This window comes from Yoonia sp. R78084 (genome assembly GCF_044595625.1).
Taxonomy (GTDB): domain Bacteria; phylum Pseudomonadota; class Alphaproteobacteria; order Rhodobacterales; family Rhodobacteraceae; genus Yoonia.
Map to the genome: position 1 here is coordinate 1,369,675 of NZ_CP138993.1, position 22,472 is coordinate 1,392,146.

Sequence of the window (22,472 nt, forward strand, 5' to 3'; positions counted from 1 at the left end):
TAATCCCGAATAAATGGCGTTTGCTTAATTTTTGTGCATTTCGCTTGCCAAACTGACGAATTGCACCGGCGCGGTCCGGGGCCTAAACCTGAGGCAAGGATAAGGACAGATCACAGATGACAGTAGCGGCAATTATCGTAGCGGCAGGGCGCGGCACCCGTGCGGGTGGCGACGTCCCGAAACAGTGGCAACGGATCGGTGACCGCACTGTCGCCGCCTATGCCATGGCGCGTTTCGCCAATCACCCGGCAATCACACAGTTGATCCTTGTATTGCATCCCGATGACGTTGACACAGCCCTCTGGCCGCGCGAGCCTTTGGCGACGGTCGTCACGGGTGGTGCCACCCGTGCTGCATCGGTACAGGCGGGTTTGGCGGCAGCAGAGCCCGGGATCGAGACTGTGCTCATACACGACGCGGCCAGACCACTGGTGACTGATGCCGTGATTGATCGTGTGCTCGACGCTCTTGCAACCCATGTCGGTGCAGCCCCTGCAATTGCGGTGACGGATACGCTCTGGCATGGCACAGAGGGCACAGTCGCAGGTGTGCAGGACCGCACGGGCCTCTACCGTGCGCAGACGCCTCAAGGTTTTCACCTTGCACCGTTGCGGGACGCACATGCCGCGGGCACCGGGCAGGAAACCGATGATGTGGCGGTTGCCCGCGCGGCGGGGCTGGACGTTGCGATCGTGGCAGGCGATGAAGCGAACATAAAGATCACCACGCCCGAGGACTTCGACCGGGCCGCAGAGCTGATGAGGCGCAACCCGATGACTTCCACCCCCGATATCCGCTGTGGCAACGGCTATGACGTGCACCGCTTTGGCGAGGGCGATCATGTCTGGCTTTGTGGCGTGCAAATTCCCCATACCCGCAGCCTTCAGGGCCATTCCGATGCGGATGTGGGCATGCATGCTGTCACAGACGCGATCTATGGCGCATTGGGCAAAGGTGATATCGGCCAGCACTTCCCGCCCTCGGACCCGCAATGGAAAGGGGCCGCCAGCCATATATTTCTCGAACATGCGGTGGCGCTTGCCGCGTCGCTGGGGTTTCGCATCGGCAATGCCGATTGCACGCTGGTCTGCGAATACCCCAAGATCGGACCGCATCATGACGCGATGAAGGCCGTGATGTCCGCCTATATGGGCATCGAGAGCGACCGCATCAGCGTTAAGGCGACAACATCGGAAAAACTGGGCTTTACGGGGCGCGAGGAAGGCATTGCCGCCATCGCCACCGTGACGTTGATCAAGCCATGACACATCTGATTGCCACCTTCTTTTATGTGGGCCACATCCGCCCTGCCCCCGGCACATGGGGATCGCTTGCCGCCTTGCCCGCAGGTTGGGCGATCTATGCGCTCTTCGGCCCTTGGGGCCTTATCGCGGGGATCGTGCTGTCTTACGTTCTTGGCGTCTGGGCCACGGGTGTCGAGACCAAAGGCAAGGTCAACCACGACCCCTCCGAGATCGTGATCGACGAGGTTTGCGGCCAATGGATCGCCCTTCTGCCGCTGGCCTTCGGCGCGGCTCGTCAGGACGTTGATATCCTTCTGCTCTGGCCCGGTTGGGTTGCCGCATTCGCGCTGTTCCGGCTTTTCGACATCACGAAATGGGGCCCGATTGGTTGGGCCGACCGGATCCATGGGCCAACCGGCGTGATGCTGGATGACGTGATTGCAGGCATCTTTGCCGCGATCGGCGTTGCCGCACTTGCCGCGCTTTACCATATCGTTCTGATATGAGTGCGCAGGCTCTTCTGGACGCCGCCAAGGCAAAAGGTGTGATGCTGGCCACGGCCGAAAGCTGCACCGGTGGGATGGTCAGTGCCGCCATAACCGATATTGCAGGCAGCTCGGCGGTGTTCGACCGCGCATTCATTACCTACACAAATGCCGCGAAAACCCAGATGCTGGGGGTGCTGCCTGTCACGCTGGACGCCTTCGGCGCGGTCTCGGAAGAGGTCGCACGCGAGATGGCAGAGGGCGCGCTGCGCAACTCTGACGCTGATATCACGGTGGCGATTACCGGTATCGCGGGCCCGGGCGGATCAGACCACAAGCCCGAAGGCCGCGTGTGTTTCGGGGTTGCCTCCGAAGCCGGCGTGCGCACCGAAACGGTAGAGTTTGGCGCGCAGGGCCGCGCAAATGTGCGCACCGCTGCGCGCGATCATGCGCTCGCGCTCTTGTTGGGTGCGGTTGAAGCCTAGCGATAAAGCTCCACCGCGCGCCGCTCGAACGACCGCACGACCCGCTGCATCGCCTCGTTGAAGAACATGCCGGCGGCACCCTGCAAAAGGCGGCTTTTGAATTCGAAATCCACCGCGAAGGAGACTTCACAGCCACCCTCGACGTCCTTGAAAGACCACTGGCTTTCAAGATACCGGATCGGCCCATCAAGGTATTCTGTATCGATTTTCATCTGTTCGGGCCAAAGCAGAACACGGCTTCCGAATTTTTCGCGGAACACTTTGAACGAAATCACCAGATCGGCCAGCATTTCCTGATGGTCGCCCTTGTCGGTCACACTGCGCACCCGCGCCGCAGCCGTCCACGGCAGAAATTTCGGGTAATTTCCCACGTCGGCGACAAGGTCATACATCTGCTGCGCAGTATAGGGCAGAAACTTGGTTTCAGAATGACGGGGCATAACGGCCTTTCGCGGGTGACTTCGCTGACGGATGTCGTAAACTTGGGCCAGAAAATCAACCTATTTCCCAGTATTGAGGCCTGAATGACGCACCCCACCTATGTGATCGACGAAATGATCAGCGCCAAAGCGATCGCGGCACGGATCGAAGATCTCGCACGCGAGATCCGCACCGAGTTTGCGGATACCAACAAGCTGGTGGTCGTGGGCCTGCTGCGCGGGTCTTTCGTGTTCATCGCCGATCTGGTGCGCGAACTGGATCTGCCTGTCGAAGTCGATTTTCTTGAGGCTTCGTCCTATGGCGACGGTATGGAAAGCACACGGGAAGTCCGTATTCTGAAAGACCTGCGCGGCCAGATCGAAGGGCGTGATGTGCTGATCGTCGAGGATATCGTCGATACCGGACATACGCTGGCCCATGTGACCAAGTTTTTGTGGTCGCGCAAACCCGCGCGCATGAAAACCATCGCGTTGCTCGACAAACCCGCCCGCCGCGAGGTTGATCTCAAGGCGGACTGGATCGGATTTGAAATTCCGGACGAATTTGTCGTGGGTTATGGAATCGATTTTGCCCAACGCAACCGTAACCTCGGCTTTATCGGCAAAGTGCGGTTCCTCGAAGAGACATGAACCCCCGCTGGCTCTTGAAGGCCAAACGCTGGGCGCAGAACCCGCCCTCGCCCGCCAGGATCAAATTCATTGTCGGAATCATTGTGTTCTGCCTGATCCTGTTTGGCTTCGAGCAGTTGTTTGGCTGGCCGGATTGGCTCACCCCGACCGATTTACGCCGAATGCGATAATCACGAAAACGTTATGAGGCGTTTTGTCGCACAGAGGGGTACGCTTTCGGTATTATTTTTTTGATTTCGTAGGAGAACCCCATGTCAAAAAAACTGAACCGTGTTGTCGCAACTGCTGTTGCTTTCTGTATCGCGGGGGCCGCATTCGCTGCAGGACACCTGACCGAAGACCAGCAGCGCGCCATGGATGCGCGGCAGTCTCATATGGGCCTCTATTCTTTTAACCTTGGCCCGATTGGCGCAATGGCGCAGGACCGCATTCCTTACGATGCCGCAATCGCCACCGCAGCCGCATCAAACCTTGCAGCGCTCGCCAGCATGGACCAGGCCGCCTATTGGGTCGAAGGGACTGACGCCAGTATCGAAGGGTCACGCGCCAAGGCAGAAATCTGGACCGACGCCGCCGGATATATGGCCGAGAAAGAGAAACTTGCCGCAGCGACCGCTGCTTTGGCTGCAGTCGCAGGCGACGGGCTTGATGCCATGAAGGCGGCTTTCGGTCCTGTGGGCCAATCCTGCGGGTCTTGCCACGAAGCCTATCGCGCGCCGCGCACCTAAGATCACATGGCAAAATGGCGGATCATCGGGGTCCTGGCCCTTCTTGTGGTCGGTGCCGGCTGGTACATCACCAAACCGGCGCCGTTGCCATCTGATGCGCTTGATGGTCTCACCGGTGATCCCGCCCGTGGCAAAATCGTCTTTGCCGCAGCAGGCTGTGCCTCGTGTCATACCAGTGAAGACGGCCCGCCCACGCTTTTAAGCGGCGGCAAGACATTTGCGTCGGATTTCGGGACCTTCGTCGCTCCCAACATCTCATCCGATCCGGAGCATGGTGTGGGCGCGTGGTCCGATCTGGCGCTTGCCAGCGCGATCATACGCGGGGTCGGTGAAAATGGCGCGCATCTCTATCCCGCTTTCCCCTACACAAGCTATAACAAGGCAGAGCTCAGCGATATCGTCGATCTGATCGCCCATCTCCGCACCCTGCCCGCGTCGGACCAACCGAACGCGCCCCATGATCTGGCGTTTCCGTTCAACCAGCGGATCGCGCTGGGGCCGTGGAAATTCCTTTTCGCCAACTCTGACTGGGTTTTGCAGGATGCAGCGAGCCCCGAACTGATCCGCGGGCGTTATCTTGTCGAGGCCTTGGGCCACTGCGCCGAATGTCATACGCCCCGCAACGCATTGGGCGGGTTGGACACAGCGCGCTGGATGGGTGGTGCGCCGCATCCGTCCGACGAAGGGCGTATTCCGAACATCACAACCGCAGCCCTGTCGTGGTCCGAGCGTGATATTGCAGAGTATCTGAAAAGCGGGTTCACACCCGATTTTGACAGTGCGGGCGGCGAGATGGCAGAAGTCGTCAAGAACACCGGCCAGTTGACCGATGACGACCGCGCCGCCATCGCCGCATACCTCAAGGCGATCCCGCCTGTGGCCGAGTGATCAGGCCAGCCCGAGCTTTTTCTGACGCGCTTCGCGCAGACGCGCGAAATCATCGCCCGCATGATAGGATGACCGTGTCAGCGGTGTCGCAGAAACCATCAGGAAGCCTTTGTTATAGGCGGCTTTTTCATAGGTCTTGAATTCTTCCGGCGTCACGAACCGGTCCACCCTATGGTGCTTCGGCGTTGGCTGGAGGTACTGACCGATCGTCAGAAAATCGATGTCGGCGGCGCGCATGTCTTCCATGACCTGCATCACGGCCTGCTTGTCTTCGCCAAGCCCGACCATAATGCCTGATTTTGTGAACATCGTCGGATCAAGCTCCTTCACACGCTGCAAAAGGCGCAGGGAATGAAAGTAGCGGGCACCGGGCCGCACTTCCGGATAGAGGCCGGGGACCGTTTCAAGGTTGTGGTTGAATACATCGGGGCGCGCTTCAACAACGACCTCCAAGACCTTGGGATCGCAGCGGATAAAGTCAGGCGTCAGGATTTCGATCGTTGTACCGGGCGACTGGCGGCGTACCGCACGGATTGTCTGGGCAAAATGTTCAGCACCGCCATCCTCGACATCGTCTCGGTCCACCGAGGTGATCACGACGTGATTCAACCCCAGCTTTTTGACCGCATCGGCCACGCGGCCCGGTTCAAACACGTCCAGCGCCTCGGGTGGTTTGCCTGTGGCGATATTGCAGAATGTGCAGGCCCGCGTGCAGACCTCGCCCATGATCATCATCGTGGCGTGGCCTTGGGACCAGCATTCGCCAACATTGGGACAGCCCGCCTCTTCGCAGACCGTTACCAGCTTATTGTCGCGCATGATATCGCGGGTCTTTTTATAGCCTTCCGATGTGGGTGCCTTGACCCTGATCCAGTCGGGCTTTTTGGGTTGCGGCGAATCCGGGCGGCGCTGTTTCTCAGGGTGGCGCTGCGCAGGAATCTTCAAATCGCGTGTGGGCATATTGGGCTCCAGTGATGTTACCCAATACCTAGCCTCGCCCTTGGCATTTGTCCAACCATCACGCGCATCTGCATGTCGGGCCTGTGCGGCGTGCATGGCCCGATGCGGTTATCCGATCATTGGTCCATAGCGCCCTTGGGTTTGCTCATAATGACGCTTCAGGCGCTGCAAGGCGATCCGCAGGACGATCTTACCGGAACGCGCTGACCACCCCATCTTTTTCTCGGTCTGCTCCAGACCTTCCAGAAAACAACAACACCGTAAAACCACATCCCCAAGGCCCGGACCCAGTTCGGTCAGCGCATCCTTGATCCGGCCATGGGCGGCCAGCGCACCCTTGGGGCCTTCGGTAGCCTCCGCCAGTGCTTCGCCGTTCACGAAGCTTTCCCAGCTTGCACTGCCGCCAAGACCCACTTCTACCAACTCGTAGTCTTCGCGCAGCCGTTCACCCACCGCGACCAGCTCGCGCGGCAGAAACGGTTTGCCGTCGCGATCTTTGCGGCGCGCCAGACCCACAAGCGGACTTTCGGTTGCATAGGCCCGCGATGGCGGACGGTGCGTGCCTTCGATACTGGCAATATCCCACCCCGCATCACCATCGGGATCGGCGCTGCGTTCGGCGAAACCGCTGGCCCGGTTTTCATCCTCTGCTGTCAGCCGCCGCAAGGCCGCGCGCCCGGTATTGGTAATAAAATATCGGGCAATCCGCCCCTCGGGATCAGGACAGGTAATCCAGTCTTTCAGGGCCATAGCCTGCGCGATCTCGCGTTCAACGACAGCCGTGCGCACCTGTTCGCCTTCGGGCGTCATGCGGACGACGACGGATGTCTCCATCTCGCGGGCCACCGCAAGCACGGCCCCCTGTTCACACAGACGCCGCAAGATGCGCTTGGCTTCTTGATCAATCCGCGCCTGTGTAAGGCCGACCGGCTGATGCGGGTCACTCTTCAAACACTCCATTTTCATCGCTTTCAACTTCCCCTCTTTCAAGATGTCACGCGCAGAAACCTGCGCAGAGAGCGACCGCAACGCTGCATCGATCAGCGGGTCATCGCGGCGGCCTTCCAGGCGACGTACCTGTCGCAGAACCGTTGACGGGTGACAGTCACTGGCCCGCGCAAGCGCGCGGATAGACAGCCCAGTTTCCGTGTGAACAAGATAGTGACGGGCTGCATCAGGAACCCAACGTGGAAGATCAGACGTGGTTCTGCGCCCTTGTGGTGCTGTCATGATCATGCATCCTTTTGCCGAAACTACCGACGCAACAGACAGAGCCACATGCAATGGGGCATGATGGCATACCACCTGAGCGTGCATGGTTACGTATTTGTTAACGCCGCCAATTGCCCGTCAACTATTCTTTCCAAAAGATAAACAAACCTAACCGCAGCGTTCTTAGCTCATGGTGTTTCCGCAACACCCGCTTAGGTTGTGTCATGTTGGGCAAACTCTTACGCTGTAACAGGAAGTTGACAGATGCTTGATCTTCACACTCGAATTGCCACGCTCAAACGCCCCGCGCTCTTGGCGCGCGCCGCCCGCTTCGGCGTCGATGACTACCGCCGTGAGGTGCATCTGCGCCGTATTCTGGGGCGCGACAGCCTGCCCCGCTCGGGCCCCGCTCTGATGCAGTTGCTGGATGTGGAGGCTGTCATGGACATGCAGCGCAAGGACAATGCCGCAAGCTATCGGCCCGCGCGCCATGTCGAGGTGCTCATCGCGATACTGGGCGAAGCGCATCTGTTGCGCTCAACCACCCCGCATGTCGTCGGGGGTAAAACCCCTTAAGTGTGGGGCCTCAATAGCGAAATCACACTAATGATGACCGTTCTGAAGACGGGTCCTGTCCATAGGGCTTGCTCTGGGCGCGGCTCTCGGTCAGAAGACCGGTATGACCAAGACACCTGATATTTTATGCATAGGGTCCGTCCTGTGGGACGTGATCGGGCGCGCTGCCAGCCACATGCGCGTGGGCTCTGATGTGCCGGGCCGGATCACCCGCCTGCCCGGCGGCGTGGCCATGAATATCGCCATGACCCTGCGCCGCTTTGGCATGACGCCTGCCCTGCTGACCACCGTTGGCCGCGATGCGGAGGGCGAGGAACTCATGGGCGAAGCGCTCCGCATGGGGATGATCTGCGATTATGTCTACCGTTCCGATGACCTGCCCACCGATGTCTATATGGCAATCGAGGGGGCCAATGGGCTGGTCGCGGCCATTGCCGACGCGCATTCGCTCGAAGCCGCTGGCGAAAAAATCCTGCGACCGATGGCCGATGGCCGCTTGGGGTCGGCTGAAACCCCTTTCGCGGGGATTGTTGCCCTTGATGGCAACCTGACCGAAGAGTTGTTGCAGATCATTGCAATCTCACCGCTTTTTATCGCCTCTGATTTGCGTGTCGCGCCTGCATCCCCCGGCAAGGCCGAGCGGCTTTTGGCGCTTGTCGGGCACCCCTCCGCCACACTTTATGTGAACCTTGAAGAGGCCGGGCTGCTCTGCCAGACCATATTTGACACATCTGCCGATGCCGCCGCAGCCTTGATCAAGCGAGGCGCCCACCGTGTGCTGGTGACCGATGGTGGCAAATCTGCATCCGAAGGCACCGCAGGCGATATCATCACGCAAACTCCGCCCGCTGTGATGGTGACGCGGGTAACCGGTGCAGGCGATACTTTCATGGCCGCGCATATCGCGTCAGAGGCACAAGGCATGGACCGTGCAGCCTCCCTCACCCGCGCCTTGAACGCCGCCGCCACATATGTTTCCGGAGAAACACCCCTATGATCCCGATCCACTACAGCACCGAAGTCGCCGCGGCCCGCACCGCCGGCACAGCCATTGTGGCCTTGGAAAGCACCATCATCACCCACGGCATGCCTTTCCCGCAAAATGTGGAAACCGCACGGCTGGTTGAAGACGACGTGCGCGCCGCAGGTGCGGTACCGGCGACAATCGCCGTGCTGGATGGCAAGCTGCACGTGGGGCTGGAACCCGAGACGCTTGAGGCATTGGGTCAGGCCCGCGATGTCGCCAAACTGTCGCGTGCCGACATGGCGGCCTGCATCGCAACGGGTGGGACAGGAGCAACGACAGTTGCCGCAACCATGATTGCCGCACATCTGGCAGGTATCCATGTCTTTGCGACAGGCGGGATTGGCGGCGTGCATCGCGGGGCGGAACTGAGTTTTGATATCTCTGCTGATCTGCACGAATTGGCACAAACCCCTGTCACGGTTGTCGGTGCGGGCGCCAAGGCCATTCTTGACCTGCCGAAAACCTTTGAAGTGCTGGAAACACTGGGTGTGCCTGTGATTGCCTACGGGCAAGACCGCCTGCCCGCTTTCTGGTCTGCCAGCTCTGATCTGCCTGCACCTTTGCGGATGGATACGCCCGAAGACATCGCCAAGTCCCAGCAAACCCGCACCGCAATGGGCCTGCAGGGTGGACAGCTGGTGGCCAATCCGATCCCGAAAGCTGATGAAATTCCCGCCGAGGTCCTGCACCCGATCATCACCCAGGCCCTGCAAGAGGCCGAGGCACAAGGGATCACCGCCAAAGCCGTCACACCCTTCCTGCTGGGACGTATCTTTGAATTGACCGAAGGCCGCTCTTTGACTGCAAATATTGCACTTGTGCGGAACAATGCGCGGTTAGCTGCACAAATTGCCATCGCAATGACGAAATAGCGCCAGCACGGTCCGATGACTGCTTGCTGCAAGGCCGCGCAACACCTAAGTGTTCGGCAAGAGAGTCCGAGACCATCAAAATGATCGACCCACAATCAGACGACAAGCGGCGCCACAAGCCGGGCATCATTGCCAGATTGCGCAGTAATTTTCTGGCGGGTCTGATCATTGTGGCCCCCATCGGGTTGACCATCTGGCTGATCTGGACGGCTGTCGGCTGGGTCGATAGCTGGGTCTGGCCCTTTATCCCGCAAGCCTATCAGCCCACTGCGCTTTTGAATGGCCTCTTGGGGCTGGAAGGCGAAGACCAGATCGAGGTCAACGTCCGCGGTGTTGGCGTTGTGATCTTCCTGATCTTTACCATCATCGTCGGTTGGGTCGGCAAGGGACTGATCGGGCGTTCGTTTCTTGGCATCGGGGAACGGTTTGTCGACCGGATGCCGGTTGTCCGGTCCATCTACAACGCGGTCAAACAGATTGCGGAAACGGTCTTTTCGCAGCGCGAGACATCATTCGACAAGGCCTGTCTCGTCGAATATCCGCGCAAGGGCATCTGGGCGATTGCCTTTATCTCGATCAATGCCAAGGGCGAGATTGATACCAAACTGAACGACGGTGAGCCTTTCGTTACTGTCTTCCTGCCGACCACACCGAACCCCACGTCAGGGTTCCTGCTGTTCCTGCCCAAGCGCGACATCAAAGAGCTGGATATGACGGTCGAGGATGCAGCCAAGCTCGTGATTTCGGCTGGACTTGTTTACCCAAACGACAAAACCGCTCTGCCCGTCACGAACCCAGCTGCGTAACACATGATCGCGGCTGCGCTGACCGGTTTTGCGACGGCATTTGCCTTGATCCTTGCGATCGGGGCGCAGAACGCCTTTGTCTTGCGGCAGGGCCTGTTGCGGGCGTATGTCTTCTGGCTTTGCCTGCTTTGCGCGGCCTCTGATGCGATCCTGATTACGGCAGGTGTGCTTGGTTTCGGGTATATCGTCACGCTTTATCCGATGCTGCCACAGTTCATGGCCTGGGGTGGTGCCGCGTTTCTTGCGGTTTACGGGGCGTTGCGCCTGTGGGCGGCGTGGCAAGGCGCATATACGTTGCAACTGGCCGGCAAAAGCGCGGGTCTTTGGGCCACACTGGCAACTGGTGCTGCCTTTACGTGGCTGAACCCGCATGTCTATCTTGATACGCTTGGTCTTGTGGGGGCGATATCCACGCAGTTTATTGATCCGATCGAAAAGACAGCTTTCGGGATCGGGGCGGTCACATCGTCGTTCGTTTTCTTCTTCAGCCTTGGCTATGGCGCGCGCCTATTGGCCCCTGTCATGCAATCAGCCCGCGCATGGAGGATACTTGATATCCTGATCGGGGTTGTGATGTGGGCGCTGGCGGTCAAACTTCTCAGTTGAACATCTCGGTCAGATTGACCGAACTGCGTTTGCCGATGTCCTGCTTGTGCTGCGCAAGGAATGCATCCGCCGCCGCTTCGCCCGCTTCTTTCAGGCGCGCTAGGATCACGGGTGTCGGGATGGTTTTGGTGGCGACATTCAGCCCGTTCATCAGCGCGTCATCCGCGATCATATGCACCAGCACATCCTTCATTGTCCCACGTTTGATCGACCCATCGGCCAGCAGGCGTTTGACGAAATCAATGGCGCGTAATTCCCGCAACAAAGAGCTGTTGAAGCTGATTTCATTGACGCGGTTTTCGATGGACTGGCTGTCCATCGGCAGCTCTTCGCGATACAGAGGATTGATATTCACGATCAGAATATCGTCTGGCAAGTCATTGGCAAACAATGGAAAAAGTGCGGGATTGCCTGTATAGCCGCCATCCCAGAATGCCTCGACCGTGCCGGTCTGCGGGTCTTCGAATTCCACGGCCTGAAACAGGCTGGGCAAACAGGCAGAGGCCATGATGACTTCGGGCATGATTTCGTCACCTGTGAACACGCGGATCTTGCCCGACCGCACGTTCGTGGCACAGATGTGCAATGCGGGGCCGGTGCCGGCGCAGACCGCATCGTAGTGGAATTTCTTCACGATCTTGGCTAGAGGGTTCTGCATGGCGGGGCCATAGACATAAGGTGAAAACATCCGCGTGGTCATGTCAAAAGCGGTATAGGCAGGCGAATACTTGAGTGCCTTGGCCCAGAGTTCGGCAGTGGGCGATGCAGCCCCGATCCACGGGGTAAATTGCGGATCAGTGACCGCGCCGATCTGTTTCCAAAGCCAATCGAGGTTCTCTAGTGCGCCCGCGCGCCCGTTCTCGACCCAGCCGGATTTGAGCGCCGCTGCATTCAGCGCCCCGGCCGATGTGCCGGAAATGGCGGCAATTTCAATATCTTCGTCCTGCAACAACCGGTTGAGAACACCCCAGGTGAACGCGCCATGCGCGCCCCCGCCCTGGAGTGCTAGATTGATCCGCTTCACAGGGCTGTCCAACCGCCATCCACGCTAATGGTGGTGCCGGTGATCTGGGCTGCCGCATCCGAGCACAAGAAAACGGCTGTGCCGCCCAACTGTTCGGTGGTCGCGAATTCCTTAGACGGCTGACGTTCCAGCATGACGTTCTTGATCACGTCCTCGCGGGACATGTTGTATTCCTTCATAGTGTCGGGGATTTGTGCCTCGACCAATGGTGTCAGCACATAGCCCGGACAGATCGCGTTGCAGGTGATCGGATCGCGCGCCGTTTCCAGACCAATCGTCTTGGTAAAGCCGACGATGCCGTGTTTGGCGGCGACATAGGCCGATTTATAGGGCGATGCCGTCAAACCATGCGCCGAGGCGATGTTGATGATCCGGCCATAGCCGCGTTCGCGCATCCCCGTCACAGCGGCGGCAGTGGTGTGAAAGGCCGATGTCAGGTTGATCGCAATAATCGCATCCCATTTGGCGGTGGGAAAATCCTGCACCGGTGCGACGTGCTGGATACCGGCATTGTTGACCAGAATATCGCATCCGCCAGCCGCCACGATCAGGCGGCGGCAATCCTCGCCTTTGGACATGTCGGCCTGCACATATTTGGCCTCAACCCCTGTCACGTCCGCGATTTCAGCGGCAAGCGCGTGATCCTCTTCGGTGTCAGTGAAAGAGTTCAACACGACATTCGCCCCCGCCTTGGCCAATTCGCGCGCGATTCCAAGGCCGATGCCCGAGTTCGATCCGGTAATAACGGCGGTTTTTCCTGACAGGGACATAGTTTGGCTCCGATTCTGCTGCGTTGCGACTCACCTTATATGCTGCAACTGCGAAAGCCACGATACGGTTGCGTGAGCCATAAAAAAAACGCCCGCACAAGGCGGGCGTAAAGTTATTGAGGCAGGTTTCATACAGGCAAGAAACCTATCGAGCAGTGCCCTCTTTATAAGCAATCCCTTGCCCGCCTCCAAGCTAAAAGTTTGAAAAGGTTGGTAACCCTCTCTACGATCCGGTGATAAGAGCAAATGAGGCCGCAGGGAGCACACCAAAATGAGACGACTTTCGCGCAGCGCGATCCGCAGCACCGCCATCGCATTGGTGCTGGGACTGGCAGGGCAATCAGCCTTTGCCGAACCCCGCCATGGCATAGCTATGTATGGCGATCCTGCCCTACCACCGGATTTTGTGTCCCTCCCCTACGCCAACCCCGACGCGCCCAAAGGCGGGCAGATCGTTACGGCAGAGGTCGGCAGCTTTGACAGCCTCAACCCGTTTATCCGCAAAGGATCGACTCCATGGCAGTTGCGGTTCTTCTTGGGCGAGAGCTTTATGGGCCGGTCTTTGGACGAACCCTTCTCGCTTTACGGTGTTCTGGCCGAATTGGTTGAGACCGGACCGAACCGCGAATGGGTGGAATTCACCCTGCGCGAAGGGGCGGAATTCTCGGACGGGAGCCCCGTGACCATCGAAGACGTAATGTGGTCCTATGAAACCTTGGGCACCGTGGGCCACCCCCGCTATCTGGGGTTCTGGGCAAAGGTCGCCAGTATGGCACAAACCGGCGAACGGTCCGTGCGGTTTACCTTCACCGAAGAAGACCGCGAACTGGCCTTGCTGGCAGGCCTGCGCCCGATCCTGAAAAAGGCGCAGTGGGACGGCATCGACTTTGCCGAAAGCACAACCGAGGTCGTGCCGATCACATCCGCCCCCTATGTGATTGCCGAATATGATCCGGGTCGTTTCGTCTCGCTGCGCCGCAATCCCGATTATTGGGGTGCGGATGTGCCGTTCCGTGTTGGCACCAACAACATTGATGAGGTCCGGCTGGAGTTTTTCGGCGATGAAACCGCCGCATTCGAGGCTTTCAAGGTGGGCGAGGTCAATTCCAACCGCGAATTCAACGTGGCCCGTTGGGAAAGCCAATACAATTTCCCCGCCGTGCAGGACGGTGATGTGGTTTTGTCAATTCTGCCGCATGAACGCCCATCGGGGATGACAGGGTTTGTCATGAACACCCGCCGCGACCAGTTTGCCGATTGGCGTGTGCGCGATGCGATGATCCATGCCTTCAATTTTGAATTCATCAACGAGGCGATGACAGGATCGGCCCAGCCACGCATCACCTCCTATTGGTCCAACTCGCCCCTCGGCATGTCACATGGCCCCGCAGAAGGGCGCGTTGCAGAGTTTCTGGCACCATTCGCCGCCGATCTGACACCCGGCACGCTTGAGGGCTATGCCCTGCCCGTCAGCGATGGATCCGAGCGCAACCGTGCCGGCACCGCTGCGGCCCTTGCGCAGATGGAGGCCGCGGGCTGGACGGTGCAGAACGGCGTGATGGCCAATGCCGCAGGTGAGCCTTTTACCTTTGAAATCCTGCTCCCGCAGGGTGGTTCGGAAAATCAGGCGATCATCGACATGTATACGGAATTGCTCGCACGGATCGGAGTTTCTCCCACCGTTGCAGTGGTCGATAGCGCGCAATTCGCCGAACGGACCGATGCCTTTGATTTTGACATGACCTACTACCGGCGCGGTGTGTCGCTGTCGCCCGGCAACGAACAATATGTCTATTACGGCTCAGAGGCCGCCGACACGCCCGGTGGCAGCAACCTGATGGGCGTCAAATCCCCTGCGGTGGATGCGCTGATCGGCCGTTTGCTGACCTCGGAAAGTCAGGATGATTTTGTCGCAGCCGTCAAAGCACTCGACCGGACCCTGACCGCTGGCCGCTATGTGATTCCCATCTATCAGTGGAACATCAGCCGGCTTGCTCATGCCAAAGAACTGAAATTCCCCGAAAAACTGCCGATCTTTGGCGACTGGCCGGGCTGGCAGCCCGATGTCTGGTGGTACGAAGAATAGAAACGGGATAACTGCCGGAGACCTGCGCGCTGCGCGCGACTTTCAGGCCTCCGGCGGGGATATTTCCGGGCCAATAATGACGGCGCTAGCTGAGGGAAGTGACCCAGAGGATCGTTGCATCCTCGGCGCTGATCGAAACAACATTGTGCCCCATGGCAGCGTCATAATAGGCGCTGTCGCCGCGCTTGAGCTCAATGGGCTCATAAAACTCGGTGTAGAGCCGGATGTGGCCGGTGAGCACATAGAGAAACTCTTCGCCGTCATGGCGCACCCAGCCGTCAAAATCCTCGATCTTGCGCGCGCGGATACGGGCACGATAGGGCAGCATCTTTTTGGTGGTCAGCGCCTCGGCCAGCATCGCGTGTTCATATGTGGTCGTGACCTTGGCGGTTTCCTCGCCGTTGCGTGTGACCGCCATACGCCCGTTCACCTGCCCCTTGGAGGGCGGCGTGAACAGTTGAGGCACCGAAATCTCCAGCCCGACGGCCAGTTTTTTCAGCGCGTCATAGGTGGGTGACATCTGGCCGTTCTCGATCTTGGACAGGGTCGAGCGTGCAAGCCCCGCCTGCTGTGCCGCTTGTTCCAGCGTCCAGTCGCGGGCTTTGCGCAGTTCACGCACACGCGCGCCAAGGTCAAGCGGTTGTGCGACGCTTGCTTCGCCGCTTTCCCGCGCGACGCGGATCATATCTTTGGGGCCGTTGTCTGTCATGCGCTTTCTATTAAGCAGACCGCATGCATCTTGCAACAGGACCGAGGTGTGGGTAGCGGTGAGACATGCTGTCGCTTGTGCAATCAGATAGGTATCCCCCCGCCCCGCGCCGGTTCAACATGGCCGCCCATGTGCTGGGCCATGCGGATCGTCTGGGCGACAAAACTGCGCTGCGCATTATCGGCATGCAGGGCAGCGACAGCTTTGACCACCGTTTCCTGAAACGCGCGGTTCTCGGGACCGCCACCGGATTGCGCGCTTTGGTGCAACCGGGGCAGAGGATAATCCTCCAGCTTGGCAATACGCCGGAATTCCCAATTGCTTTTTTGGGTGCGATTGCGGCCGGCATTGTTCCGGTGTCTTTGTCGCGCGCCCTGTCCGGGCATGAATACAGCAATGTGGTCAAGACGATCCGGCCCGCTTTGGAAATCCGCGCGGCCAGCGCACCGCAAACACCGCGCAGCGCGCTCCCATTCGCAGCGCTGCGCCGTTTCTGGACGTTGCCGCAAGCGGGTTTTGCCTTTGGTGATCCGAACCGCCCTGCCTATATCATCTATACCTCCGGCACGAGCGGCCGCCCTACCCCTGTGGTGCACGCGCACCGCGCAATCTGGGCGCGCCGGATGATGTGGGATGGCTGGTACGGGCTGCGCGAAGATGACCGGATGCTGCACGCGGGTGCTTTCAACTGGACCTATACTTTGGGCACCGGATTGCTCGATCCTTGGTCAGTCGGGGCGACGGCACTGATCCCCGAAAGCAGCGTCACCCCCGATCAATTGCCGATGCTGATGAAACGCTTCGATGCAACGCTCTTTGCCGCAGCGCCAGGCATTTATCGCAGGCTCTTGCGGGCGGACATACCGCCGCTTCCCGCGCTGCGCCACGGGCTCTCTGCGGGTGAAAAACTCTCGGCGCGGGACCGTGCCGATTGGCAGGATAAAACCGGCACGCAAATACATGAGGCCTTCGGAATGTCCGAATGTTCCACCTTCATCTCATCCGCTCCGGACAGGCCCGCCCCGGCAGGGGCTGCGGGGTTTGTCCAGCCAGGCCGCAGCGTGGCGCTGATTGGCCCTGACGGGCCGGTCCCGCGTGACACAGTTGGCACAATCGCGGTCCACAAGGACGATCCTGGCCTGATGCTGGGCTACCTTGACCGCCCCGAAGAAACAGCCGCGCGCTATCAGGGCGACTGGTTTGTCACCGGTGATCTGGCCACGATGGACGAAAGCGGAGCGATCACCTACGCGGGCCGCGCCGATGATATGATGAACGCAGGCGGCCACCGCGTCAGTCCGATTGAGGTGGAAGACGCCTTGACCGCGCATCCGCTGATATCAGAGGCCGCTGCTTGCGCTGTGCAGGTGCGCACAGGGGTTCATGTGATTGCGGGGTTTTACGTCGCGACAGACGTGATAGAGGAAAAGGAACTCCGCGATTTCGCAGCTGCGCGTCTGGCCGCTTACAAGATGCCCCGCCTGTTGATCGCCCGAGACAGACTTCCCCGCGGGGCCAACAACAAACTTTTGCGCCGCGTGCTGCGCGACGAATGGGAGACCACCTATGGTCAAGCTTGATATCATATCCGATCCGATCTGCCCTTGGTGCTATATCGGGAAAACGAACTTGGATAAGGCACTGGTGCAATTCCCCGACCATCCGTTCACAATCGAATGGCACCCGTTCCAGCTGAACCCTGACATGCCCGCAGAAGGCATGGACCGCCGCGCCTATCTGGAGGGCAAATTCGGCGGCAAGGAAGGCGCTGTCAAAGCCTACGCCCCTGTCGTTGCACATGCCGAAAAATCCGGCGCGCATATCAACTTTGAAGCCATCCACCGCACCCCCAACACGATCGACGCCCACCGCCTGATCCATTGGGCCGGTATCGAACAGCGCCAGTCCTTTGTCGTGGACCTGCTTTTCAAAGCCTATTTCGTCGATGGCCGCGATATCAGCGATCATGAAGTGCTGGCTGATATTGCCGACACTGCCGAAATGGACGCAGCAATGGTGACAAAACTGCTCAGCTCTGATGCTGACACCGCCGACATCCGCGCCCGTGACAAGCACAGCCGTGATATGGGTGTGAATTCGGTACCGACCTTTATTGTCGCACATCAGCACGCGGTGCCCGGCGCGCAGCCGCCCGAAATCTGGGTGAATGTCATCAAGGACATCATGGAACAGATCGCTGCCGACGAATGAGCCAGCCAGCCAAAGCCCGCGCACTGCCACAAGGCGAGTTCATCGCGTTGATGGCGATGGTCTCGGCGACAGTCGCGTTCTCGATTGATGCGATGCTGCCAGCGCTGCCGGAAATGGCGGCGGCGCTTTCACCGGATGACTTCAACCGCGCGCAGCTCATCGTCACAAGCTTTATTCTGGGGTTGGGCGTGGGCACTTTCTTTACCGGCCCCCTGTCCGATGCCTTCGGCCGCAAGCCGGTCATGATCGGGGGCACAATCATCTACATGCTCGGCAGTGCAGCCGCATGGCAGGCCCAAACGCTTGAGGTGATGCTGGCGGCCCGTGTCCTGCAAGGGCTGGGTGCCGCCGGGCCGCGGGTGGTTGCGATGGCGTTGATCCGCGACCTTTACGCAGGCCCGCAAATGGCGCGTATCCTGTCATTCGTGATGATCATCTTCACGCTGGTCCCTGCCATCGCACCCACAATGGGGCATTACATTGTTGCAGCCTTCGATTGGCACGCGATCTTTGTGGCTTGCATCCTGTTTTCCTTCATCACGACAACCTGGTTGCTGATCCGCCAACCGGAAACCCTCAGCCCTGAAAACCGCCGCCCGCTCAGCGTCACTGCCCTCTGGCGCGCGCTGATCGAGATGTTCACCCACCCGACTGCGCGCCTCTCAATCCTGATCCAGACGCTCACATTCGCGATGCTTTACAGCATCCTGTCCTCGACGCAGCCGATCTTTGATCTGACCTACGGGCAAGGCGACAACTTTCACTTGTGGTTTGGCGGCATTGCGGTGGTGGCTTCCTCATCAGGCTTTCTGAACGCGCGCCTTGTTGTCAGGCTGGGGATGCGGGCGATCATCAAAGCGATGTACACAGCGCAAATTTTCATGACGCTTCTGCTGATTGCTGTACTTGTGGCAGGGACACCCGACCACATCGCCTTTCCGGTCTACGTGGTTTGGGTACTGTCGAACTTCTTTCAGGCTGGCCTGAGTATCGGCAACCTCAACGCGCTCGGCATGGAAGAAATGGGACATATGGCCGGGCTTGCCGCCTCTGTCCTGACCTCGGTCGCCACGGTTGGCGGTGTGCTGATCGCTGTACCCATCGCGCTGCTTTTCGACGGCACACCCCTGCCCGCCGCGACCGGTTCATTGGTGCTGGCCTCAATCGCCCTTTGGCTGACGACGCAAATCAAACGCCCCGGCGAAACCTAGGGTCTATTACTGGCCCGTAAATATCCCCGCCGGAGGCATAAAATCTCTTAGGTGCTGGCCTTGGTTTTCTTCTCATCCGCCAGTTTTTGCGCCAGATCGCGGGCGATATTGAACGCGCCCTGGATCTTGTCGCGTTCCTTGTCCCAATCGCGGCGCACCACGATCTTGTTGTCCTTGATCTTTGCGGTTCCGTTTTGTGCATGGACGAAATCAACCAGACCTTTGGGCGAGGCAAATTTGTCATTGTGGAACTGGATCGTGGCCCCTTTGGGCCCTGCATCCAGCTTGGCAATGCCTGCGCGTTTGCACATCGCCTTGATCCGCACGACCAGCATCAGTGTGTTCACCTCGCGCGGCAGCTTGCCGAACCGGTCAATCAGCTCCGCAGCAAAGCCTTCCAGTTCAACCTTGGTGGCAAGCTCTGACAGGCGCCGGTACAGCCCCAGACGCACGTCCAGATCAGGCACATAATCCTCGGGGATCAGCACAGGCACGCCCAGATTGATCTGTGGTGCCCACTGGCCATCGTCGATAATGCCTTCGGCCGCACCCGACCGGATTGCGGCGATCTGGTCTTCAAGCATTTGCTGATAAAGCTCGTAACCCACTTCGCGCATCTGGCCTGATTGTTCTTCACCCAAAAGGTTTCCCGCACCACGAATATCCAGATCCTGTGATGCCAGCGTAAAGCCTGCCCCCAGCGTATCAATCGACCCCAACACGCGCAGGCGTTTCTGTGCGGTATCGGTCAGTTTCTGGCGCGGTTTGGTTGTCAGGTACGCATAAGCGCGGGTTTTCGAGCGCCCGACACGACCCCGGATCTGGTAAAGCTGGCTGAGACCGAACATATCCGCGCGCCAGACGATCATCGTGTTTGCAGTCGGAATATCCAGACCGCTTTCCACAATCGTCGTGGCCAGCAGCACGTCATACTTGCCGTCATAGAACGCATTCATGCGGTCATCGAGTTCACCTGCCGCCATCTGCCCCGTGGCGGAGATGAAGGTGACTTCCGGCACCTCGCGTTTGAGGAATTCTTCCATCTCTGCCATATCGGTAATGCGCGGCACCACGAGAAAGGACTGTCCGCCGCGATAGTGTTCGCGCAACAGCGCTTCACGCACGGTGATGGTGTCGAATTCGCTGACATAGGTCCGGATCGCCAACCGGTCGATGGGCGGTGTCCCGATGATTGACAGATCGCGGACGCCCGAGAGCGACAGCTGAAGGGTCCGCGGAATGGGTGTCGCAGTTAGGGTCAGCACATGCACATCGGTGCGCAACTGTTTCAGGCGCTCTTTATGCTGCACCCCGAATTTTTGTTCCTCATCAATGACGAGCAAGGCAAGGTTCTTGAACTTCACCCCTTTGGCCAACAGCGCATGGGTCCCGACCACAATATCAACGGTCCCGTTCGCAAGACCTTCGCGGGTCAGGTTCGCGTCCTTTGCCGACACAAAACGCGACAAAGGCCGCACGTTCACAGGAAACCCGCGGAAACGTTCGGCGAAACTCTGGTAGTGCTGGCGCGCCAGCAGGGTCGTGGGCGCAATGATCGCCACCTGCACGCCTGACAGTGCGGCGACAAAGGCCGCGCGGATCGCGACCTCGGTCTTGCCAAAGCCCACATCGCCACAGATCAGACGGTCCATCGGCTTGCCCGACCCAAGATCTTCGAGCACATCGGCAATCGCAGCCAGTTGATCGTCGGTTTCGACATAGGGAAAGCGCGCAAGGAACTGGTCCCATAACCCGTCAGGCGGGTCCAGCGCGGGTGCGGTGCGCAATTCGCGCTCTGCCGCCACACGGATCAAACGTTCGGCAATCTGGCGGATGCGTTCCTTTAGCTTGGCTTTCTTGGCCTGCCACGCTCCACCACCCAGTTTGTCCAAGAGCCCTGTCTCATGGCCGTATTTCGACAGCAGTTCGATGTTTTCAACAGGCAGGTAAAGCTTTGAGTCTTCTGCGTATTCCAACAGAAGACACTCATGGGCCGCACCCAAAGCGGTGACCACTTCCATCCCCATATAGCGCCCGACACCGTGGTCGACGTGCACCACCAGATCACCGGGCGACAGGCTATTGGCCTCGGACAGGAAATTCTCGGCGCGGCGTTTGCGTTTGGTCTGCCGGATCAGCCGGTCGCCCAGCACATCCTGCTCGGAAATCACGGTCAGGCCGGGGGCCTCGAACCCGTGATCCAGCGGCCAAACCGCCAGATGCACACCCCGTTTCCCGACACGGCTGAAATCAGAGACCGTGATCGTCTCACCGATCCCTTCATCCTCGATCAGCCCTTCCAAACGCTCGCGCGCGCCCTCGGAATATGACGCAATCACGACAGGACCGTCGCTCAGTTTTACTTTAATATGATCCGCCAAGACACTGAAAAGGCTGATCTGTTCTTGTTGACGCTCCGGTAAAAAGTTCCGCCCGATCCGCCCGCCTGCATCAATCACGCCAAGACCTGTGGCCTGCTTAAGCGGTGAAAACTGCATCACGCGGCGGTTGGTCACTGCCTTGTCCCACGCGGCCTCATCGAGGTAGAGCAGTTGCGGCGGCGCCGGTTTATAGACGCTGTCCATGCGCCCCTTTTGGCTCAGCGCATGCATGCGCGTGCCGTATTGGTCGGCGATACTGTCCCAGCGCGCCAGACGCATCGGGGTCATCTGGTCATCAAGTGTGATAGTTGCCTGATGCAGGTAATCGAACAGCGTTTCCAGATCGTCCTGAAAGAACCCCAGCCAGTGTTCGACGCCTGCGTGTTTGCGTCCTGCCGAAACCGCCTCATAAAGCGGATCGTCCGTACCGGCGGCCCCGAATTCAAGCCGGTAGTTCTGGCGGAAACGGGTGATCGCGGCCTCGTCGAGGATCACCTCGGACACCGGCGCGAGTTCGACCTCGGTCAACTTTTCCGTGGTGCGTTGCGTCGCCGGATCAAAGCGACGCGCGCCATCAAGCACATCGCCAAACAGGTCAAGGCGCACAGGCCCCGATTGACCGGGTGGATAGATGTCGATGATCCCGCCGCGAATGGCATAATCCCCCGGTTCCATCACAGTCGGGCTTTGGGTGAACCCCATACGGACAAGGAAATGGCGCAGCGCCTCTTCGTCCATACGGCTCCCGACAGTGGCCTTGAACGCCGCCTCGCGCAGCAGGCTGCGCGCCGGTACCCGCTGCATCGCCGCCGAAAGCGTTGTCAGGATGATGAATTGCTGCGGCATCCCGTGCACCAGTGCCGCCAACGTTGCCATGCGCGCCGCGGAAATATCGGTGTTGGGCGAGACGCGGTCGTAAGGCAGACAATCCCATGCAGGAAAGACGAAAACGGGCATATCGGGCGCGAAAAACGCCAAAGCGGCCTGCATCGCCGCGAGCCGTTTATCATCGCGCGCGACATGCAGAACGGGCGCACCTTTGCCAAGTTCGGCAAGGATCAATTGGGCATCATACCCTTCGGGCGCGCCACTGACGGTAATATGATTGGGATCAGACATGC

At 59.3% G+C, this 22,472-nt stretch carries 23 protein-coding genes; 16 read left to right on the forward strand and 7 right to left on the reverse strand.

The genetic code is table 11. The features are described from left to right. Positions 1-116 precede the first annotated feature (116 nt). Genes SJY29_RS07050 through SJY29_RS07060 form a run of 3 tightly spaced genes read left to right on the forward strand, consistent with a single transcriptional unit; the run spans position 117 to position 2,214 of the window. On the forward strand, positions 117-1,265 hold the full coding sequence (locus tag SJY29_RS07050) for a bifunctional 2-C-methyl-D-erythritol 4-phosphate cytidylyltransferase/2-C-methyl-D-erythritol 2,4-cyclodiphosphate synthase (protein WP_400088201.1): 1,149 nt from the start codon (positions 117-119) through the stop codon (positions 1,263-1,265). Further along, complete coding sequence (locus tag SJY29_RS07055) at positions 1,262-1,750, forward strand: phosphatidylglycerophosphatase A (RefSeq protein ID WP_400088204.1); 489 nt, start codon at positions 1,262-1,264, stop codon at positions 1,748-1,750. The genes SJY29_RS07050 and SJY29_RS07055 overlap by 4 nt, the downstream gene beginning before the upstream one ends. Then, a complete protein-coding gene (locus tag SJY29_RS07060) occupies positions 1,747-2,214 on the forward strand; it encodes a CinA family protein (protein WP_400088206.1) in 468 nt (155 codons plus the stop codon). The genes SJY29_RS07055 and SJY29_RS07060 overlap by 4 nt, the downstream gene beginning before the upstream one ends. Here SJY29_RS07060 and SJY29_RS07065 read toward each other — a convergent pair. After that, entirely contained in the window at positions 2,211-2,654 is a 444-nt protein-coding gene (locus tag SJY29_RS07065; RefSeq protein ID WP_400088209.1) for a type II toxin-antitoxin system RatA family toxin, read from the reverse strand. The two genes, SJY29_RS07060 and SJY29_RS07065, sit on opposite strands and share 4 nt — an antisense overlap. 84 nt (positions 2,655-2,738) lie before the next feature. Here SJY29_RS07065 and hpt point away from each other — a divergent pair, with 84 nt between their 5' ends. The 4 genes from hpt (at position 2,739) to SJY29_RS07085 (ending at position 4,900) form a co-directional block, all read left to right on the forward strand. Next, on the forward strand, positions 2,739-3,284 hold the full coding sequence (gene hpt / locus SJY29_RS07070) for a hypoxanthine phosphoribosyltransferase (protein WP_110278730.1): 546 nt from the start codon (positions 2,739-2,741) through the stop codon (positions 3,282-3,284). After that, on the forward strand, positions 3,281-3,454 hold the full coding sequence (locus tag SJY29_RS07075) for a hypothetical protein (RefSeq protein ID WP_400088212.1): 174 nt from the start codon (positions 3,281-3,283) through the stop codon (positions 3,452-3,454). The genes hpt and SJY29_RS07075 overlap by 4 nt, the downstream gene beginning before the upstream one ends. An 81-nt stretch (positions 3,455-3,535) precedes the next feature. Continuing rightward, positions 3,536-4,012: a cytochrome c gene (locus SJY29_RS07080; protein ID WP_110278729.1), complete on the forward strand. Its 477-nt coding sequence runs from the start codon at positions 3,536-3,538 to the stop codon at positions 4,010-4,012. 6 nt (positions 4,013-4,018) lie between these two features. After that, on the forward strand, positions 4,019-4,900 hold the full coding sequence (locus tag SJY29_RS07085) for a c-type cytochrome (protein ID WP_400088215.1): 882 nt from the start codon (positions 4,019-4,021) through the stop codon (positions 4,898-4,900). Here the strand turns inward: SJY29_RS07085 and lipA are convergent, their stop codons facing one another. Both lipA and SJY29_RS07095 read right to left on the reverse strand, forming a co-directional pair. Then, positions 4,901-5,860, reverse strand: coding sequence for a lipoyl synthase (gene lipA, locus SJY29_RS07090; protein WP_400088218.1), 960 nt, complete (start codon positions 5,858-5,860; stop codon positions 4,901-4,903). 108 nt (positions 5,861-5,968) lie between these two features. Continuing rightward, complete coding sequence (locus SJY29_RS07095; protein ID WP_400088220.1) at positions 5,969-7,090, reverse strand: DUF6456 domain-containing protein; 1,122 nt, start codon at positions 7,088-7,090, stop codon at positions 5,969-5,971. 246 nt (positions 7,091-7,336) lie between these two features. Here SJY29_RS07095 and SJY29_RS07100 point away from each other — a divergent pair, with 246 nt between their 5' ends. The 5 genes from SJY29_RS07100 to SJY29_RS07120 all read left to right on the forward strand — a co-directional run bounded on the left by SJY29_RS07100 (position 7,337) and on the right by SJY29_RS07120 (position 10,959). Next, positions 7,337-7,648: a DUF6477 family protein gene (locus SJY29_RS07100; protein ID WP_400088222.1), complete on the forward strand. Its 312-nt coding sequence runs from the start codon at positions 7,337-7,339 to the stop codon at positions 7,646-7,648. A 103-nt stretch (positions 7,649-7,751) separates the two neighbouring features. Beyond that, a complete protein-coding gene (locus SJY29_RS07105; protein ID WP_400088225.1) occupies positions 7,752-8,645 on the forward strand; it encodes a PfkB family carbohydrate kinase in 894 nt (297 codons plus the stop codon). Next, positions 8,642-9,547, forward strand: a complete 906-nt coding sequence (locus tag SJY29_RS07110; protein WP_400088228.1) for a pseudouridine-5'-phosphate glycosidase — start codon at positions 8,642-8,644, stop codon at positions 9,545-9,547. The genes SJY29_RS07105 and SJY29_RS07110 overlap by 4 nt, the downstream gene beginning before the upstream one ends. 80 nt (positions 9,548-9,627) lie before the next feature. Then, positions 9,628-10,353, forward strand: a complete 726-nt coding sequence (locus SJY29_RS07115; RefSeq protein WP_110278792.1) for a DUF502 domain-containing protein — start codon at positions 9,628-9,630, stop codon at positions 10,351-10,353. Positions 10,354-10,356: 3 nt separating this feature from the next. Then, on the forward strand, positions 10,357-10,959 hold the full coding sequence (locus SJY29_RS07120) for a LysE/ArgO family amino acid transporter (RefSeq protein WP_400088231.1): 603 nt from the start codon (positions 10,357-10,359) through the stop codon (positions 10,957-10,959). Here SJY29_RS07120 and SJY29_RS07125 read toward each other — a convergent pair. Together SJY29_RS07125 and SJY29_RS07130 are read right to left on the reverse strand one after the other, a co-directional pair. Next, complete coding sequence (locus SJY29_RS07125; RefSeq protein WP_400088234.1) at positions 10,952-11,983, reverse strand: patatin-like phospholipase family protein; 1,032 nt, start codon at positions 11,981-11,983, stop codon at positions 10,952-10,954. The genes SJY29_RS07120 and SJY29_RS07125 overlap by 8 nt on opposite strands. Next, entirely contained in the window at positions 11,980-12,753 is a 774-nt protein-coding gene (locus tag SJY29_RS07130; RefSeq protein ID WP_400088236.1) for a 3-hydroxybutyrate dehydrogenase, read from the reverse strand. The genes SJY29_RS07125 and SJY29_RS07130 overlap by 4 nt, the downstream gene beginning before the upstream one ends. Positions 12,754-13,024: 271 nt before the next feature. Here SJY29_RS07130 and SJY29_RS07135 point away from each other — a divergent pair, with 271 nt between their 5' ends. Further along, positions 13,025-14,839: an extracellular solute-binding protein gene (locus tag SJY29_RS07135; RefSeq protein ID WP_400088239.1), complete on the forward strand. Its 1,815-nt coding sequence runs from the start codon at positions 13,025-13,027 to the stop codon at positions 14,837-14,839. Positions 14,840-14,924: 85 nt separating this feature from the next. Here the strand turns inward: SJY29_RS07135 and SJY29_RS07140 are convergent, their stop codons facing one another. Beyond that, positions 14,925-15,548 carry a helix-turn-helix domain-containing protein gene (locus SJY29_RS07140; RefSeq protein WP_400088242.1) on the reverse strand — a complete coding sequence of 208 codons (624 nt, stop codon included), beginning with the start codon at positions 15,546-15,548 and terminating at the stop codon, positions 14,925-14,927. Positions 15,549-15,613: 65 nt separating this feature from the next. Between SJY29_RS07140 and SJY29_RS07145 the strand changes: the two genes are divergently transcribed. From SJY29_RS07145 to SJY29_RS07155, 3 genes are read left to right on the forward strand one after another with little or no spacing between them, the layout of a single operon-like run. Continuing rightward, positions 15,614-17,128 carry a class I adenylate-forming enzyme family protein gene (locus tag SJY29_RS07145; RefSeq protein ID WP_400088245.1) on the forward strand — a complete coding sequence of 505 codons (1,515 nt, stop codon included), beginning with the start codon at positions 15,614-15,616 and terminating at the stop codon, positions 17,126-17,128. After that, a complete protein-coding gene (locus SJY29_RS07150) occupies positions 17,115-17,759 on the forward strand; it encodes a DsbA family protein (protein WP_400088248.1) in 645 nt (214 codons plus the stop codon). The genes SJY29_RS07145 and SJY29_RS07150 overlap by 14 nt, the downstream gene beginning before the upstream one ends. After that, positions 17,756-18,970: a multidrug effflux MFS transporter gene (locus SJY29_RS07155; RefSeq protein ID WP_400088251.1), complete on the forward strand. Its 1,215-nt coding sequence runs from the start codon at positions 17,756-17,758 to the stop codon at positions 18,968-18,970. The genes SJY29_RS07150 and SJY29_RS07155 overlap by 4 nt, the downstream gene beginning before the upstream one ends. Positions 18,971-19,017: 47 nt before the next feature. On the opposite strand, the gene mfd is transcribed toward SJY29_RS07155, so the two are convergent. After that, a complete protein-coding gene (gene mfd / locus SJY29_RS07160) occupies positions 19,018-22,470 on the reverse strand; it encodes a transcription-repair coupling factor (protein ID WP_400088254.1) in 3,453 nt (1,150 codons plus the stop codon). Between the last annotated feature and the right edge of the window lie 2 nt (positions 22,471-22,472).